This is a genomic window from Halomonas elongata DSM 2581, assembly GCF_000196875.2.
Taxonomy (GTDB): domain Bacteria; phylum Pseudomonadota; class Gammaproteobacteria; order Pseudomonadales; family Halomonadaceae; genus Halomonas; species Halomonas elongata.
In genome coordinates, this window is the sequence record NC_014532.2 from 2,023,621 (window position 1) to 2,039,746 (window position 16,126).

Here is a 16,126-nt window from a genome sequence, read left to right on the forward strand (position 1 = left end):
CAAGTCGATGTCGCCTTTTGCATATTCGGTGCCGCCATCTTCGCGGACACTCCTCTCAGGCTCACAGAGGAGGTCCATCATGAACCGCAACGTCATCCTGACCTGCGCCGTCACCGGCGCCGGCGACACCACCGGCAAGAACCCCAACGTGCCGGTGACCCCCAAGCAGATCGCCGACAACTGCATCGAGGCCGCACGCGCCGGGGCCAGTGTGGCGCACATCCATGTTCGCGATCCGGAAACCGGTGGCATCAGCCACTCCCTGGATCACTTCCGCGAAGTGATGGAACGCGTCCGCGAGGCGGACACCGATATCGTCATGAACATCACCGCCGGTGGCGGCGGCGACTGGATTCCCGACGCCGAGGACCCGACACGCGGCGGTCCAGGCACCGACATCCAGACACCGGCCCAGCGTCACGAGCCGGTGGGTGAACTGCTGCCGGAACTCTGCACCCTGGACTGCGGCAGCCTGAACTTCGGCGACATGGTCTACATCAACACTGCCGACTGGCTGCGCGAACACGCTCGTCTGGTACAGGCCGCCGGCGTCAAACCCGAGCTCGAGTGCTTCGATCTCGGCCATGTCTGGTTCGCCCGCCAGCTCCAGCAGGAAGGGCTGCTCGACGGCGACCCGCTGTACCAGCTCTGCCTGGGCATTCCCTGGGGCGCCGAGGCCGATACCGAAACCATGCTGGCCATGCGCAACAAGCTGCCGGAAAACGCCAACTGGGCGGCCTTCGGCATCGGGCGCCATCAGATGCCGATGGTCGCCCAGGCAGCACTGCTCGGCGGCCACGCCCGGGTCGGTCTGGAGGACAACCTCATGCTGGAGAAAGGCGTGCTGGCCACCAACGGCCAACTCGTCGAGAAGGCCTCCGGCATCATCGAGAATCTCGGTGGTCGCATCATGACACCGGCCGAAACCCGTGCTCACCTGGCGCTGCGCGATCCCGGCACCGGCCAGATCGTCGGAGGTGCAGCATGAGCTACCAACTGAGCGTCATCGGTACCGGCGTCATCGGCAATGGCTGGATCGCCCGGGCTCTCGCCCAGGGCTGGGATGTGGTGGCCTTCGACCCGGCTCCCGAGGCCGCTGAACGTACCCACGCCTTCGTCGCCAATGCCTGGCCCTCGCTTGAGGCACTGGGTCTCGCCGAAGGGTCGAGCCCTTCCCGGCTGCGCTTCGTCGACAGCCTGGAGGCCGCCATCGAGGGCGCTGACTTGATCCAGGAGAACGTGCCGGAACGGCTCGAACTCAAGCGCGAGATCCTCGCCGCCCTGGACGCCGCCGCCGCACCGGGCGCGATCATCGGCTCCTCTACATCCGGCTTCAAGCCCAGCGACCTGCAACGCGACTGCACCAGGGCACCGGGACGCGTGATCGTCGCCCACCCCTTCAACCCGGTCTATCTGCTGCCGCTGGTGGAGTTGGTGGGCGGCGAGGCGACGGTGCCCGCACAGCTCGACACCGCCCGTACGCTCTATCAGGCACTGGACATGCGCCCGCTGGTGGTTCGCCGCGAGATCGAGGGCCACATCGCCGACCGGCTGATGGAAGCGCTGTGGCGCGAGGCGTTGCACCTGGTCAACGACGGCGTGGCAACCACCGAGGAAATCGACGCCGCCGTGGTCTATGGCTGCGGCCTGCGCTGGTCGCTGATGGGCACCTTCCTGACCTTCCATCTGGCGGGAGGCGACCAGGGCATGCGCCACATGCTCGAACAGTTCGGCCCCGCCCTGAAACTGCCGTGGACCAAGCTCGAGGCGCCGGAGTTGACCGGTGAGCTGATCGACAAGGTCGTCGAGGGCTGCGAGCACCAGGCAGCGGGCCGTCCGGTGGACGAACTCGACCGTCGCCGCGACGACTTCCTCGTCGAGCTGCTCGGCCTGGTGAAGAAGTACTGGCCCGAAGCGGAAGGCCTGGAGGGCAGGATCTGATGGCTCTGCTCGAGACCCGTGTCGACCCGCAGTGGGTCGACTACAACGGCCACATGAACGATGCCGAGTACGCCCGAGCCTTTTCCCTGGCGGTGGAAGCGCTGATGGACCGGCTCGGCCTCGACGAGAGCGGCCGGGCACGCCATGGCTACACCCTCTACACCCTGGAGACGCATCTGTGCTATCGCCGCGAGGCTCACGAGGGCCAGGCACTGCACCTCGAGGTGACACTGCTCGAGCGTGACGCCAAGCGCCTGCATGTCTTCTTCGAAATGCGGGACGACGAGCACAACCTGCTGGCCACCAGCGAGCAGATGCTGATGGGGATCGACAGCCAGGCCGGGCGGCCAGCCCCCTTCCCGGCCGAGGTGGACGCGGCCGTCGAGATACTGCCCCGGGCCGAGCCCGATGCCTGGCCGGAGCTTGCCGGCCGACGCATCGGCCTGCCCCCGGCCAAGCGCTGAACGACACCTTCATCGAGATGCCGCCCGGTCGAGGCCGGGCGGAAACGGGATTCCCGGCCCGAGGTCCGGACCAAGAGGATATCGCTTATCGCTACTTCAACGCCTCCCACTCCGCCCGATGCACCGCAAGGCGACACCGCCTCGAGCAGCATGACATCGACGGACTACATGGTGACCGAACTGTCGCAGAAAGGTCTTTTCCAGGGAATGCACAAGGGAATGACCCTGACCTCCGCCGCCCTGGTCCTGGCCTTCGTGCTGTTCACCGGCCTCGGTCCTCAACTGGCTGGCGAGATATTCGGCACAGCACGCACCTGGATCGAAAGCACCTTCAGCGGCTACTACCTGGTGACCGTCATGCTGTTGATGGCGGTCTGCGCTTTCATCGTTGTCAGCCGCTTCGGCAGTATCCGACTGGGCAGCGACGACAGCCGCCCCGAGTTCAGTAATTTCGCCTGGTTCTCGATGCTGTTCTCCGCCGGCATCGGGATCGGCATTCTCTTCTTCGGTGTCGCCGAACCGGTCTTCTACCTGGACGACAGCGGCGCCTTCGGCTATCCCAACAATCCCCACGCCGACATGGCCGGCGCCACCGCCATCGGCCACGAGCGCGCCATCGACGCCCTGCGCGTCTCGGTGTTTCACTGGGGACTGCACGGCTGGGCCATCTACGTCATCGTCGGCATGTCACTGGCCTATTTCGCCTATCGGCGTGGCCTGCCCCTTGCCTTGCGATCGGCCCTGTACCCCTTCATCGGCGAGCGCATCTACGGTCCCATCGGCCACCTGGTCGACATTCTCGGCGTGCTCGGCTGCGTATTCGGCGTCGCCACCTCCCTGGGGCTCGGCGTCAGCCAGATGGCCGTCGGCCTGCAGCGCCTGGTGGGAATCAGCGACGGTCTGGATACTCAGCTCATCCTGATCGCCGGCATCTCACTCATCTCCATCCTCTCAGCAGTGTCCGGCGTGCAGAAGGGCATCAAGATCATCTCCGAACTCAACATCTGGGTCTCGGTGCTGGTGGTCGGCGCCTTCCTGCTGGGCGGCCCCACCCTGTGGCTGGTCCAGGCTTTCGGCGCGACCCTGCTCGACTACGCCGCCAACTTCATCCCCATGGGCCTTTGGTATGCCGACGAGCCCGGGCCGGCCGCCTGGCAGCAGGCCTGGACCATCTTCTACTGGGGCTGGTGGCTGGCCTGGGCCCCCTTCGTCGGCCTGTTCATCGCGCGCATCTCGCGAGGCCGCACCCTGCGCGAATTCGTGCTCGGCGTGCTGCTGGTGCCGACCCTGATCATCTTCGTCTGGCTGGTGATCTTCGGCGGCAACGCACTCTATCAGGAACTTCATGCCGCAGGCGGACCCGGCAGCGCCGGCATCATCGAGCTGGTCAATGCCTGGAACCTGCCGGCCGCACTCTTCGCCAGCGCCGACGGCATCGCCGGCACCGGCACTTTGGGCTGGACTCTGTCGGCACTGATGGTGTTTCTGCTGATGAGCTGGTTCGTCACCTCGTCGGATTCCGGCACCCTGGTACTGACCACCATCCTGTCGCTCGGCAACGACCATCCTCCGCGGCGCTTTCGGGTCTTCTGGGGCGTGGTGATCGGCCTGGTGGCCGCCGTACTGCTGGTTGCCGGCGGCCTCAAGGCACTGCAGACGGCCCTGATCGCTGCCGCTCTGCCGTTGAGCGTGGTCATTCTGGTCATGACCGCCGGCGTGCTGGTTTCGTTGCTGCAGGAATCTCGCCGGCCGCGCGTGGTGAGAGAGTGATGCAGATCGATGCCTTTCGTCGCCGCTTCGAGCGCGGCCTCGACGCCCTCGCCGGACTGCCCATCGAGGCGGCCCGGCGGCGGTACGACACGCTTTGCACCGGCTTCGCTCCCGCCGACCCCGCCGGCATGGCCATCACCGACGAGCGCATCGCCGGCATTGAGGTACGACGCTTCCAGCCAGCCGCCGCCGGCAGAGGTCCGGTTCTCTATGCCCACGGCGGTGGCTGGAACCTCGGCTCGGTGCGCAGTCATCACGGCATCGCCGCCGACCTTGCCGAACGACTGGGCTGCGACGTGATCAGCGTCGACTATCGACTGCTCCCGGAGGCCTCCTACGCCGAGGCCCTCGACGACTGTCGACGGGTGACCGAGGCCTGTGCCCCCACGGCCCTGGTCGGCGACAGTGCCGGCGGACGGCTGGTCATGGATGTCGCTCGGCTGTCGCCCTGGCGCGGCGTACTGGGGCTGATCTACCCACCGGTGGGCCGGCCGACTCTGCAGACTTTAGGACCGGACGCACCGCTGCTCTCGCGGGACGACATCCTGACCCTGTGGCGCGCCATCGTCGACGACGTGCCGATGCCGGACGACGACTCACCACCGGCCGCGTCCCTCGAAGTGCTGACGGTGGAACACGACCCGCTCACACGACCGCTCGAGTCGGCCATCTCCGCCTGGCGTCGCACCGGCACCGACATCGGTTATCGGTGTGCCCCAGGCATGCTGCATGGAGCCCTGCACGCCCATGCAAGCCTCGACGCCATGCATGCAGCCTGGCATGACTTCTGCCTGGCGCTGGGTCGACGAGTGGAATGAAAAAGGCCGCCCCGTCACGCGGGCCGGCCTGAGGCGACGGATGGAAAATCGTCGTGACCTCTTCAGTATTCGCCGAGCAGCGCTTCCAGCTTGAAGGTGCTGGCCGACAGTTCTCCCGAGCTCATGGCCGGCGTTTCCGGCACCTCGACGGTAGGCCATGCTTCCATGGCCGTATCATAGGCCGCCATCAATTCATCGTAGCTTTCATCGCCTGACGCCCGGTACAAGTCAGCATGCTGCTCGAGCAGTCCGCGGGCGGCACGCATATGGCCGAGTCCCGATCGATACTCGGCCGTATCCACGAAAGCACCGTCTTCGACGGCCTCATCGTACTCGCCCACCGCCTGGCGCAGCAGGGCGAGCTGGACCCGGCTCTGGAAAGCCACGTCGTCGCGCAATGACGCATCCACTCCCTGCATGGCCGACTGGATAGCGCCTTGTGCCTCGTCATGAGATGACTGTAGCTCACCCCATTCATCTCCATTCCGAGCCTTGGTGGACAAGGATCCCAGGGAGTCCTCGAAGGGCTCTACACCACGGTTCTCGAAGGCCGGTTCCAATGTTTCGTAACGCTGCGTCGAGCGAGCGAAGAGAGAACGGGAATCCTCGGCTTCTCCATCGCGATATAACTCGCTGGCTACCGAAAGCTGACCCTGCATCATGGCGAGGCTGGTGTAGTAGACGCCGGGATTGCTGGCATCAGTGTGGAAGCCGCCTTCACCGCCTTCGCCACCTTCACCGCCTTCGCCACCTTCGCCACCTTCGCCACCGGCAGAAGTATCCAGATAAGCGAAAACCGCGAAGGGAGACGGTCCTTCGGCGTGGTGACCGGCTTCGCCGCCCTCGCCACCTTCACCGCCTTCTCCTCCTTCAGCGTGGTGACCGGCTTCGCCGCCCTCGCCACCTTCACCGCCTTCTGCTCCTTCAGCATGGTGACCGACTTCGCCGCCCTCGCCACCTTCACCGCCTTCGCCTCCTTCGGCATGGTGACCGGCTTCGCCGCCCTCGTGGCTTGCGGCATCCGCAGGCTTCTGATGCTCAATCCGTGAATCTGCCCCGTCGATGGCCTGGTCGTCTGCCCAGGCGGCCGTGCTGGCACCCAGCAGCATGGAAGCCCCGACCCCTACCCAGATTCTTGTTCGTGTATTGTTTGACATACGGTCTCCTGATTTCACGGTGTCACCATGCCGCGGACCTGCCCATGATGGCGAGTCCACGGGTTCCTAGTGTAGATTGCCGGGACCACCCAGGTAACACAAATCATTCACATTCATTGCCAGTCAACGGTTTCAGCGAGGAGACGGCCCCATGATCCTGTGCATCGATCAAGTCATCCCGACGGAGCTGCTCCGGCAGACACGTGCCGCCCTGGCCGATACCGATTTTCACGATGGACGCGAAACCGCCGGCTGGCATGCCAGAACCGTCAAGAACAACCAGCAGGCCAATGGCCATCATCCCGAGATCGCCAGGCTACGACAGGCCATCACCGAGGAACTGAACCGCCATCTCCTCTTCCGGATGGCGGCCCGTCCCAAGCGCATGAAACCGCTGATGTTCAGCCGCTATGAACCCGGCATGGACTATGGCAACCATGTCGACGATGCCATCATGCCGACCCCCGAGGGCGCCATGCGCACCGACCTGTCCTTCACGCTCTTCCTCGAAGAACCGGAACACTACGAAGGCGGCGAATTGCTGATCGACAACACGGCCGGCGAGCAGACCTACAAGCTGCCTGCCGGTGCACTGGTTCTCTATCCTTCCTCGACCCTGCATCGAGTCGAGCCCGTCACTGAAGGACGCCGTCTCGCGGCGGTGGGTTGGGTCCAGAGCCAGGTACGCGATCCGCAACAGCGCGAGATCCTGTTCGACCTGGACACCACACGGCGCCAGATATTCGAGCAGAGCGGCAAGACCCGGCATTTCGACCTGATCTCGAAGAGCCTGACCAACCTGCTGCGCATGTGGGCGGACATCTAATCGCGAGGCGCCGGCGTTTCAGCCTTTCCGGGTCTCCCGGGGAGACCGGCCATACTGGCTGCGAAACGCCCGGGCAAAACTCGAACTCGAGCTGAAGCCGCAAGCCAGCCCCACGGCCAGGACATCCAGGTCGGTCTCCTCGAGCAGATAACGGGCCCGCTCCAGTCTCAGGCCCAGATACCAGTCGCGTGGCGACTGCCCGAGTTCACGTTCGAAGAGTCGCTGCAAATGGCGCAGCGAGATGCCGCTGCGCCGTGCCACTTCCGCCAGGGGCAATGGAACCTCCAGATGCTGCTCCATCAGGTCGACGGCTTCCACCAGACGGCGGCGATGCGTTCCCAGGCGGCGCGCCAGCGTCATGCGCTGCTGGTCGCGGCGTGTACGGATGCGCTCGTGCACCAGTTGCTCCGAGACATCGATGGCCAGCTGGTTGCCATGGCGCCGGGCAATCACGTCCAGCGCCATGTCCATGGCCGCCGCGCCCCCGGCGCAGGAAAAACGCCTGCGGCCAAGTTCGAACAGTTCGTCGGAGGTCGCAATGGCCGGAAAGCGTTCCTGAAAGGCCGGCAGGCTCTCCCAGTGGAGGGTGACTCGCTCGCCTTCCAGCAGGCCGGCGGCGGCGAGCAGGAAGCAACCGGTATCGAGACCGCCCAGCACGCACCCCGCCTCATCGAGGCGATGCAACCAGCGCATCAGGGCACGACTCAGATAGGCTTCCGGATCGAAACCGCTACAGACGGCGAGCGACGGGAGGTGATGCACCTCCTCGATGGACTGGTCGGCGAGCAGCGTCATGCCGTTGGAGGCGGTCACCGGCTCGCCGTCCTGGCTGAGCAGCGTCCAGTCGAACAGCGGTCGGCCGCTGATGCGGTTGGCGATGCGCAGCGGCTCGACGGCCGAGAAGAAGGCCATCATCGAGAAGCGCGGCAATAGCAGAAAGCCGACAAGCTCCGGCGTGGGTCCAGTGTAATCGAGGCGCATGACGGCAGGCCAAGAGATAAAAAAACGGGCCGGTCATGATGACCGGCCCATGCCTGTCGAGCAAGCTGACCTCAGTCGAAGTGCGCCTTGACCGCCTCGATGGCGGGTCGGCCATCACGCGCCTCGACACCCTCGAGCCAGGTCGCCACGGTATCGTAGTGCGCCGGGATCCATTCGCTGGCCACCTCGTCGGCGGGCCGCTCCTCGTAGCTATAGGCATGCACCCAGTCGTTCTGGTCGGCAGTATCCACCACGTACTGGGTCATGAAGCGATGGACATCGCCATCCCGCTCCTTCAGATCGCTCGGCACCACGGTCCAGACCGTGCTCTCGATCTGGGCCACGCCAGCATCATCGGCGTCTTCGAGATAGACGAGATCGAAGCTGACATTCATCCAGTGCGGCTCCCAGCCGACGAAGGTCACCCATTGGCCATCGCGCATCTTCTGCTCGGCCTGGGCGAGCATCGCCGCCGTGGAACTCTCGCGCAGCTTCCAGTCGCCGAGATCGGCCAGATTCTCATCGATGGCCGCATTGAGTGCGGTATTGATGCCAGTGCCCGCCTCGATGCCCAGGATGGTAGCGTCGAAGCGCTCGCGATAGGCATTCAAGTCCGCCACCGACTCGACACCGGCTTCGTAGACATAGCGCGGCACCACCAGCCCGGAAACCGCCCCCTGGATATTGGCGACGGCCTTTTCCACCTTGCCGTCGGCCACCAGGGGTTCGACCATGTCGGTCTGCACTGGATACCAGCCGCCCAGGTAGGCGTCCAGGTCGCCCTCGGCAACGCCATTGAGGATCACGCTCACCGCCAGTTCTTCCTGGCGGGTCTCATAGCCCATGGCCTCCAGTAGCTGGGCGGCGACTTCGGACTTGACGGTCACTCCCGGCCAGGGCGGCACACCGAAGCGCACTTCCTCGAGGTCGGCCTGGGCCAGGGGGGCGGCCAGGGACGTCAGCGCCAGGGTGGCGCCCAGCAGGTGGCGACGACAGTGCGAAATCGGCATGGAGAACTCCTGTTGCATGGGGAATGTCTCCAGTCTGACGCCTTTCGTCGGGGTAACTTTGCAAAAGTCGACCCATAAGCGACACCATGCGACATTCTCGGTGCATCTCGCTTCCATTGCAACGGCTCCGAAGCCCTCTACAATCGTCTTCCCGATTCAACGCCCAACGGCCAGGTCCGACTGCCATGCGTCTACAGCCCCAGGTTCCCGAACCGGAATCCATCGGCTTTCTGCTGCTGCCGCGTTTCGCCATGGTGGCCTTCTTCTCGGCCATCGAGCCGCTGCGCATCGCCAACCGCATCAGCGGTCGCACGCTGTTCCACTGGGATGTCATCAGTCGTGACGGCGGCCCCGTCACCGCCTCCAACGGCATGCCCCTCGCCGCCACCTGGTCGTTGCAGGATGCCCCCGAAACGCCGAGCCTGGCGGTCTGCGCGAGCTTCGCCCCGGAACAGGCCCTCGATGGCGAGCTGCTGGAATGGCTGCGCTCGCGTGCCCGGGCCGGCTGCGTGCTGGGCGGCATGGATACCGGCTGTTTTGCGCTCGCCGCCGCCGGCCTGCTCGACGACCAGACCGTGACCCTGCACTGGGAGTCGCTGCCCGAATTCCGCGCGCGATTTCCCGGGATCGAGGCGGTCGAATCGCTCTACGAAGTCTCGGCCGAAGGCTTCTCCTGCGCCGGCGGTAGTTCGGCCATCGACATGAGCCTGGACCTGATCGCCCGTCGACACGGCAACGAGCTGGCCGCTCTGGTGCGCGAACAGCTCGTCCACGACCAGGGGCGTCTGCCCGCCAGCCGGCAGCGCCACATCGCACGGCCGACCGGAGATGCCGACCCGATGCTCGACCGGGCCATCGCGCTGATGGAGACTCACCTGGAAGCCCCCCTGGGTATCCAGGCGCTGGCCGATGAACTCGGCCTCTCCTGGCGCCGCCTCGAGCGCCTCTTCGAGCGTCACCTGGGCCAGACACCGCGGCATTTCTACCTGGAGCGCCGCCTGGCCCATGCCCACCAGCTATTGATCGACACCCGCCACAGCGTCATGGACATCGCCCTGGCCAGCGGTTTTGCCTCGGCCTCCAGCTTCACGCGGGCCTTCCGTCGTCGCTACGGGCTGACGCCCAGCCAACTGCGGCAGCGTTGACCAAACGCCTCGACTGTCGAGTCGTGCACAGTCGATGTCGAATCGGGTCGCTTTCGATCGCACGGCGGCTGGCACTCTGGGCGCCACTCGACACCGCAGCCCAGGAGGTTCCATGACGACCGACACCGCCCTTCCGCCGACGCCGGATTACGATGCCTGGCCGATCGAGGCCCGTCTCCAGGCCGTGGAAAGCTCCCCGCGCCAGGTCTCGGTGCGCTGGAGCGACGGCCGTGTCAGCCGTTATCACAGCATCTGGCTGCGCGAGAATGCCGCCGACGACACCACCGTCAATCCGGCGACCCGCGAGCGCATCCTCGACCTCTCCACCCTGCCTGCCTGGCCGGAGATCGCGAATGCCGAAATCGACGGCAGCGGCGCACTGTGCATCGACTTCGTGCCCGAAGAGCGTCGCCTGCGCTTTCACCCCGGCTGGTTGCGTGCCCACGACTATGACAATGCCGCCGACGATGAGGCGCCGCTGGTCCCGGTGACCACCTGGCGTGGCGGCCCCGGCGAGCGGCCCGACAGCCTGGACGCCAGCGGCCTGCTCGACAGCGAACCCGGCGACGACGCCGAGGAAGCGATCCTCGCTCCGGCGCTGGAGGCCATTCTCGGCAAGGGGCTGGCCCGCCTGCGCAACCTGCCCACCGAGCCCGGCTCGCTGGAAGCCATTGCCCGGCGCATCGGCCCCGTGCGTCCCACCAATTTCGGGCAGTTGTTCGACGTCCGCGCCAAGCCGGAACCGGACTCCAACGCCTATACCTCCATCGCCCTGCCGCCTCACGTGGACCTGCCGACCCGCGAGTATCATCCCGGGCTCCAGTGCCTGCACTGCCTCGAGAACAGCGTGGCCGGCGGCGAAGCGGTGATGCTCGACGGCTTCGCCGTGGCCGAGGCCCTGCGCGAACGCGACCCGCAGGCCTACGCCACCCTGACCCGCGTGCGCTGGCGCTTCGCCAATACGGCCCGCACCACCGATCATGTCTGGCACGCGCCGATGATTCGCCTGGATGCCCGGGGCGAACTGCTCGAAGTGCGCATCGCCGATTTCCTGCGCGGCCCCCTGCAGACCGATTTCGCGGAGGTCGAGCCGGCCTACGAAGCCCTGATGGCCCTGCAACGCCTGCTGCGCGAACCCGAGTTCGCCATTCGCTTCACCTACCAGCCCGGCGATCTGGTGATCTTCGACAACCGGCGTCTGCTCCATGCCCGGGATGCCTTCGAAGGCGACAGCGGACACCGCTGGCTGCAGGGATGCTACCTGGAACGCGACGAGATCCGCTCGCGCTATCGCATGATCCAGCGCGCCCGGCGTCAGCGACGGATCGGCGCCGAGGAGCGCTGAGCTGATGTCCAGCGCCGCATGGTCGAACCTGGACAGCTTTCAGAGGATGCCTAGCCCCGTTCGGCGGTCACGCTGGGCGCCTCCCCGAAGCGCGCCCGGTAGGCCCGGGAAAAGTGCGCCAGGTGCGCGAAGCCGGTGGCCAGCGCCGCCTCGGTGACCCGGCAGCGGCTGGCGGCGAGCAGACGTTGGGCCTGGTCCAACCGCATGCCCAGATAGCACTGTTTGGGCGTCTCGCCGAAATGCGCCATGAAACGGCGCGTCAATTGGCGCTGCGACTGTCCCACCAGCCGACAGATCTCGGGAATGGGCAGCGCCTGGGCCAGGTTCGCCTCCATCACCGCCAGGGCCCGCAGCACGCTGCGCGGCAAGTGCGCATAGCGCTCGTCCCGGCTCGGCGAGGGATCGTCATTGCCGCGCTGGTGTACCAGTTGACGACCCACGGCATTGGCCAGCGCCGGGCCATAGAGCCGCTCCATCCAGGCCAGCATCATGTCGATGCTCGCCGAACCGCCCGACCCGGTCAGCCGCGACGCATCCAGCTCGAAACGCGCCGGGCTGATCCTGAGATGCGGGAACTCGCGGCGAAACGCCGGCACGCTTTCCCAGTGCATCGCCACCCGATGCCCTTCCAGCACCCCCGCCCGCGCGAGGATGAAGGGTGCCGTGTCCAGCCCGCCCAACCAGCCACCGTGCGCCGCCACCCGCCTCAGCACGGCGAGATCCTGCCCCCGGATGGTGGCCTCTGCCTCATAGGAAGACACCACCATCAGGTGCGCGGCATCGGCCACGTCATCGAGCTCGCCGTCCACATCGATCCGCACGCCGTTGCTGGCCACCAGTCCTTCCCCATCGGCGGACAAGAGTCGCCAGGCGAACAGGTCCCGACCGAAGCGGTTGGCCACGCGCAGTGGCTCCAGCAGGCAGAACAGGCTCAGCATCGAGAACTTGGGAACCAGCCAGACATCGAGGGTGTACTCGGCCTGTTCGGGCGCCAGCAAGGGCGGTGAATCCGGCCGCGGATAGGGCCAGGTATCGGCAAACTCACTCATGATGGCCAAAAAAATCAAATAAAGGGCGAATTTATGCAAATACTAGCGGCAAGGTAGCGTTAGGGTAAAGCCAGTCGCGCATCGGCGCCGGTGGCGACACTTCGTCACGGTCCACGCAATACCCGGAGATAGATCGTCATGACCGCAAGCGGCAAGCTGTGGCTGTCCTCGGCCGGACAGCGCCTGAACCTCGAAACCCAGGGCCTGACCCGCGAATTCGCCGCCCTCTGGCTGCGCGAGCGAGCGCCCGATCCCGAAACTCTGGACCCTCGCACCGGCCAGCGCCTGATCGAGGCCGCCGAGCTGCCACTCGACCTGGCCCTGGAAAGCGCCAAACTGAACGGCGAGCGGGTAGCGCTGCGTTTCAGCGACGGCCACGTCACCGACTTTCCACTCGCCGAGCTGATCGAGGCCGGCGCCGAAATCGACTCCAGCGTGCCCGGCCGCAGCCTCTGGGATGCCAGCCTGGCCGAGCCACCCCGGGCGGATTTCGCGGCCGCCCGTCAGGACGATGCCGCCCTGCTCGACATGCTCGAGAACCTGCATCGCTTCGGCTTCGTGCTGGTCTCTGGCGTGCCCACCGAGGAAGACGGCATGCAGGCGTTGATCGACCGCATCGGCCCCCTGCGTCGCACCAACTGGGGTGGCATCGCCGACGTCAAGTCGGTGGCCAATGCCTATGACCTGACCATGACCCAGCGGGGGCTCGAGCCGCACACCGACAACCCCTATCGCGACCCCATCCCCGGCTACATCTGGCTGCACTGCCTGACCAATGCCGCCGATGGCGGCGACAACACCCTGGTCGACGGCTACCAGGCCGCGCTGACCCTCAAGGCCCGCGACCCCGAGGCCTTCGAATGCCTGACCCGCGTCGCCCCGGGCTTTCGCTACCACGACGACACCACTCGGCTGGAGGGCGAAGGCCCCCTGATCGAGCTCGACAGCCACGGTCGCCTGGCACGCGTGCGCTTTTCCAATCGCACCGAACGCGTCGACGCCCTGCCCGCCGATGAGCTCGAGCGCTACTATGCCGCGCGACGCGCCTTCTATCGCCTGATCACCTCGGACGAGCTGACCGTTCACCTCAAGCTCGATCCCGGCCAGATGCTGATCATGGACAACTATCGCCTGTTGCACGGACGTCGCGCCTACCAACTCGCCGGCGGCGTGCGCCATCTGCGCCAGGGCTATGTCGACCGCGACAGCACCGCCAGCCGCCGCCTGGTGCTGCGTCGCCAGCTATCCAGCCAACCGTCCCAGGAGGCCAGCGCATGAACCAGGCCAGTTTCCGCCGTTTCGACGAAAGCCGGCTCGACGAGTGGCAATTGATCGATGCCCGCTTCCGCGACTACCAGGCCGACGCCCCGCGCCGCGTGCTCGAACACCTCCACCGCCTGGCCGGCGACCATCACGGCTATCCCGTGGATCGCTTCGAGCACTGCCTGCAGACCGCCACCCGAGCGCTGCGCGACGGTGCCGACGAGGAAATGGTCGTGTGCGCCCTGCTGCATGACATCGGCGACGACCTGGCACCGGCCAATCATGCCGAGATCGCCGCGGGCATTCTCGAGCCGTTCATCGACCCCTTGAACGCCTGGATGATCCGCCATCACGAGCTCTTCCAGGGTTACCATTACCGCCATTTCTTCGGCCAGGACCGCCACGCCCGGGAGCAGTTCCGCGACCACCCGGCCTACGCCCGCACAGTGCGCTTCTGCGACCACTGGGACCAGGCGAGTTTCGATCCCGGCTACGACACCCTGCCGCTCGAGCATTTCGTGCCCATGGTCGAGCGCGTCCTGAGCCGTCCGCCCTTCGGCGGCCTGCCCGACCCGATCGAGGAGAACGAGCCCCGATGACTTGTGCCCAGCGACTGATCCAGCTCCTCGAGGCCTACGGCGTCGACACCGCCTTCGGCATCCCCGGCGTGCATACCATCGAACTGTACCGCGCCCTGGGCGAGAGCCGGCTGCGCCATGTCACGCCGCGTCACGAACAGGGAGCCGGCTTCATGGCCGACGGCCATGCCCGGGCGAGCGGCAAGCCCGCCGCCTGCTTCATCATCACCGGCCCCGGCATGACCAACATCGCCACCGCCATGGGTCAGGCCCTGGCCGACTCGGTACCCATGCTGGTGATCTCCAGCGTCAACCAGCGCGCCAGCCTGGGGCGCGGCCAGGGGCGCTTGCACGAGATGCCCCACCAGCGCGAGACACTGGCCGGCGTCAGCGTGTTCAGCCACACCCTGCACGACCCCGAGGCACTGCCCGAGGTGCTGGCCCGCGCCTTCTCGATATTCGACAGCGCCCGTCCCGGCCCCGTGCATATCGAGATCCCCCTGGACGTGATGGGCGCCCCGGTATCCGATGCCCCCGTCACACCGACCCGCACCTACCCGCCGGCACCGGCTCCCGAGGCATTGACCAAGGCCGCCGAATGGCTCGGCGCCGCAGCTCGTCCGCTGGTGCTGCTCGGTGGCGGCACCGCCGATGCCCCGGACGCCGCCCGCGCCCTGGTCGAACGACTCGACGCCCCGGCGTTCACCACCATCAACGCCAAGGGCGTACTGGGACTCGACCATCCGCTGGATCTGGGCGCCACCGCCAGCCTGCCCGCCGCCCGCCGGCTGGCCCGCGAAGCCGACGTGGTACTGGCCATCGGCACGGAGCTCGGCGAGACCGACTATGACCTGGTCTTCGACGGCGGCTTCGTCCTCGACGGCCGCCTGATCCGGGTCGATATCGATCCCCAGCAGCTCGGTCGCAACCAGGCCGCCGACCTGGCCCTGCTCGCCGAAGCCGGCCAGGCCATGACGGCCCTGACCGAACGACTGCCCGAATCAGCAGGACGCGACGGCGCCGCTCGCGCCGAGGCCGTGCATCGGGAACTGGCTCTCGCCGAGGATCCCGAGCTCGTCCCCTACGCACCGCTCTTCACCACCTTGCGCCAGGCCCTGCCCGAGGCCATTGTCGTCGGCGACTCCACCGGCCCCGTCTATGCCGGCAACTTCCTGGCTTCACTGCCGGCACCGCGTCGCTGGTTCAACGCCGCCACCGGCTTCGGCACCCTCGGCTACGGCCTGCCCGCCGCCCTCGGTGCGGCGCTGGCCTGTCCCGATCGGCCGGTGGTCGCCCTGGTCGGTGACGGCGGGTTGCAGTTCGTGCTCGGCGAACTGGGCACCGCCCGCGACCTGGGCCGCCCCGTCGCGGTAGTGATCTGGAACAACGACGGCTATGACGAGATACGCCGCTACATGGCCGCAAGCGAGATACCCAAGCTCGGTGTCGACCTGGCCGCCCCCGACTTCCAGGCCCTGGCACAGGCTTTCGCCTGCCGCTACCGCCGCATCGCCGACCCGGCCACGCTTGGCGAGGCCCTGTCCAGCCTCAACGACACCACATCGCCACTGATCGTCGAGGTCGACGCCGCCGGCTGGGCCGACTCACTTTAGCGACCCGAACGCCCCGATCCTTTCCCTCTGAGGTGGAGATGGTTTTCATCTCCTCCCGGCAATCAGGAAGGCGCTGATTTATGTTGCGAGCGAAGAGAGGCTGGCCGCCGCCGGAACAGAAAAACCGCAGTTTACACGGGCGTAAATGAGGATTTTGAGTACCGCC

Annotated in this window: 15 protein-coding genes; 11 read left to right on the forward strand and 4 right to left on the reverse strand. The window is 66.5% G+C overall.

Going from position 1 to position 16,126, the window contains the following annotated elements; all coding sequences use genetic code 11:
* Positions 1 to 79: 79 nt before the first annotated feature.
* The 5 genes from HELO_RS09620 (at position 80) to HELO_RS09640 (ending at position 4,993) form a co-directional block, all read left to right on the forward strand.
* The gene (locus tag HELO_RS09620; RefSeq protein WP_013332503.1) at positions 80 to 988 is read left to right on the forward strand and encodes a BKACE family enzyme; all 909 of its coding nucleotides are present in this window, start codon (positions 80 to 82) and stop codon (positions 986 to 988) included.
* The gene (locus HELO_RS09625; RefSeq protein WP_013332504.1) at positions 985 to 1,941 is read left to right on the forward strand and encodes an L-carnitine dehydrogenase; all 957 of its coding nucleotides are present in this window, start codon (positions 985 to 987) and stop codon (positions 1,939 to 1,941) included. Before HELO_RS09620 ends, HELO_RS09625 begins: the two co-directional genes overlap by 4 nt.
* Complete coding sequence (locus HELO_RS09630; protein WP_013332505.1) at positions 1,941 to 2,405, forward strand: thioesterase family protein; 465 nt, start codon at positions 1,941 to 1,943, stop codon at positions 2,403 to 2,405. The genes HELO_RS09625 and HELO_RS09630 overlap by 1 nt, the downstream gene beginning before the upstream one ends.
* Before the next feature lie 150 nt (positions 2,406 to 2,555).
* The gene (locus HELO_RS09635) at positions 2,556 to 4,175 is read left to right on the forward strand and encodes a BCCT family transporter (protein ID WP_013332506.1); all 1,620 of its coding nucleotides are present in this window, start codon (positions 2,556 to 2,558) and stop codon (positions 4,173 to 4,175) included.
* Positions 4,175 to 4,993 carry an alpha/beta hydrolase fold domain-containing protein gene (locus HELO_RS09640; protein WP_013332507.1) on the forward strand — a complete coding sequence of 273 codons (819 nt, stop codon included), beginning with the start codon at positions 4,175 to 4,177 and terminating at the stop codon, positions 4,991 to 4,993. The genes HELO_RS09635 and HELO_RS09640 overlap by 1 nt, the downstream gene beginning before the upstream one ends.
* 62 nt (positions 4,994 to 5,055) lie before the next feature.
* Here the strand turns inward: HELO_RS09640 and HELO_RS09645 are convergent, their stop codons facing one another.
* On the reverse strand, positions 5,056 to 6,150 hold the full coding sequence (locus HELO_RS09645) for a hypothetical protein (RefSeq protein ID WP_013332508.1): 1,095 nt from the start codon (positions 6,148 to 6,150) through the stop codon (positions 5,056 to 5,058).
* A gap of 151 nt (positions 6,151 to 6,301) precedes the next feature.
* On the opposite strand from HELO_RS09645, the gene HELO_RS09650 reads away from it, so the two are divergent.
* On the forward strand, positions 6,302 to 6,976 hold the full coding sequence (locus HELO_RS09650; RefSeq protein WP_013332509.1) for a Fe2+-dependent dioxygenase: 675 nt from the start codon (positions 6,302 to 6,304) through the stop codon (positions 6,974 to 6,976).
* Between the two features lie 18 nt (positions 6,977 to 6,994).
* Here HELO_RS09650 and HELO_RS09655 read toward each other — a convergent pair whose 3' ends face one another.
* Positions 6,995 to 7,957: a GlxA family transcriptional regulator gene (locus HELO_RS09655; protein ID WP_013332510.1), complete on the reverse strand. Its 963-nt coding sequence runs from the start codon at positions 7,955 to 7,957 to the stop codon at positions 6,995 to 6,997.
* Positions 7,958 to 8,028: 71 nt separating this feature from the next.
* Positions 8,029 to 8,967, reverse strand: a complete 939-nt coding sequence (locus HELO_RS09660; protein WP_013332511.1) for an ABC transporter substrate-binding protein — start codon at positions 8,965 to 8,967, stop codon at positions 8,029 to 8,031.
* A 185-nt stretch (positions 8,968 to 9,152) separates the two neighbouring features.
* Here HELO_RS09660 and HELO_RS09665 point away from each other — a divergent pair, with 185 nt between their 5' ends.
* A complete protein-coding gene (locus HELO_RS09665) occupies positions 9,153 to 10,112 on the forward strand; it encodes a GlxA family transcriptional regulator (protein ID WP_013332512.1) in 960 nt (319 codons plus the stop codon).
* Between the two features lie 112 nt (positions 10,113 to 10,224).
* The gene (locus HELO_RS09670; RefSeq protein WP_041602057.1) at positions 10,225 to 11,457 is read left to right on the forward strand and encodes a TauD/TfdA family dioxygenase; all 1,233 of its coding nucleotides are present in this window, start codon (positions 10,225 to 10,227) and stop codon (positions 11,455 to 11,457) included.
* 50 nt (positions 11,458 to 11,507) lie between these two features.
* On the opposite strand, the gene HELO_RS09675 is transcribed toward HELO_RS09670, so the two are convergent.
* Positions 11,508 to 12,506, reverse strand: coding sequence for a GlxA family transcriptional regulator (locus HELO_RS09675; protein ID WP_013332514.1), 999 nt, complete (start codon positions 12,504 to 12,506; stop codon positions 11,508 to 11,510).
* 138 nt (positions 12,507 to 12,644) lie between these two features.
* Between HELO_RS09675 and tmpA the strand changes: the two genes are divergently transcribed.
* Genes tmpA through HELO_RS09690 form a run of 3 tightly spaced genes read left to right on the forward strand, consistent with a single transcriptional unit; the run spans position 12,645 to position 15,960 of the window.
* A complete protein-coding gene (gene tmpA / locus HELO_RS09680) occupies positions 12,645 to 13,784 on the forward strand; it encodes a 2-trimethylaminoethylphosphonate dioxygenase (protein ID WP_013332515.1) in 1,140 nt (379 codons plus the stop codon).
* A complete protein-coding gene (locus tag HELO_RS09685) occupies positions 13,781 to 14,368 on the forward strand; it encodes an HD domain-containing protein (RefSeq protein ID WP_013332516.1) in 588 nt (195 codons plus the stop codon). Before tmpA ends, HELO_RS09685 begins: the two co-directional genes overlap by 4 nt.
* The gene (locus tag HELO_RS09690; RefSeq protein WP_013332517.1) at positions 14,365 to 15,960 is read left to right on the forward strand and encodes a 5-guanidino-2-oxopentanoate decarboxylase; all 1,596 of its coding nucleotides are present in this window, start codon (positions 14,365 to 14,367) and stop codon (positions 15,958 to 15,960) included. The genes HELO_RS09685 and HELO_RS09690 overlap by 4 nt, the downstream gene beginning before the upstream one ends.
* The last annotated feature ends 166 nt before the right edge of the window (positions 15,961 to 16,126 follow it).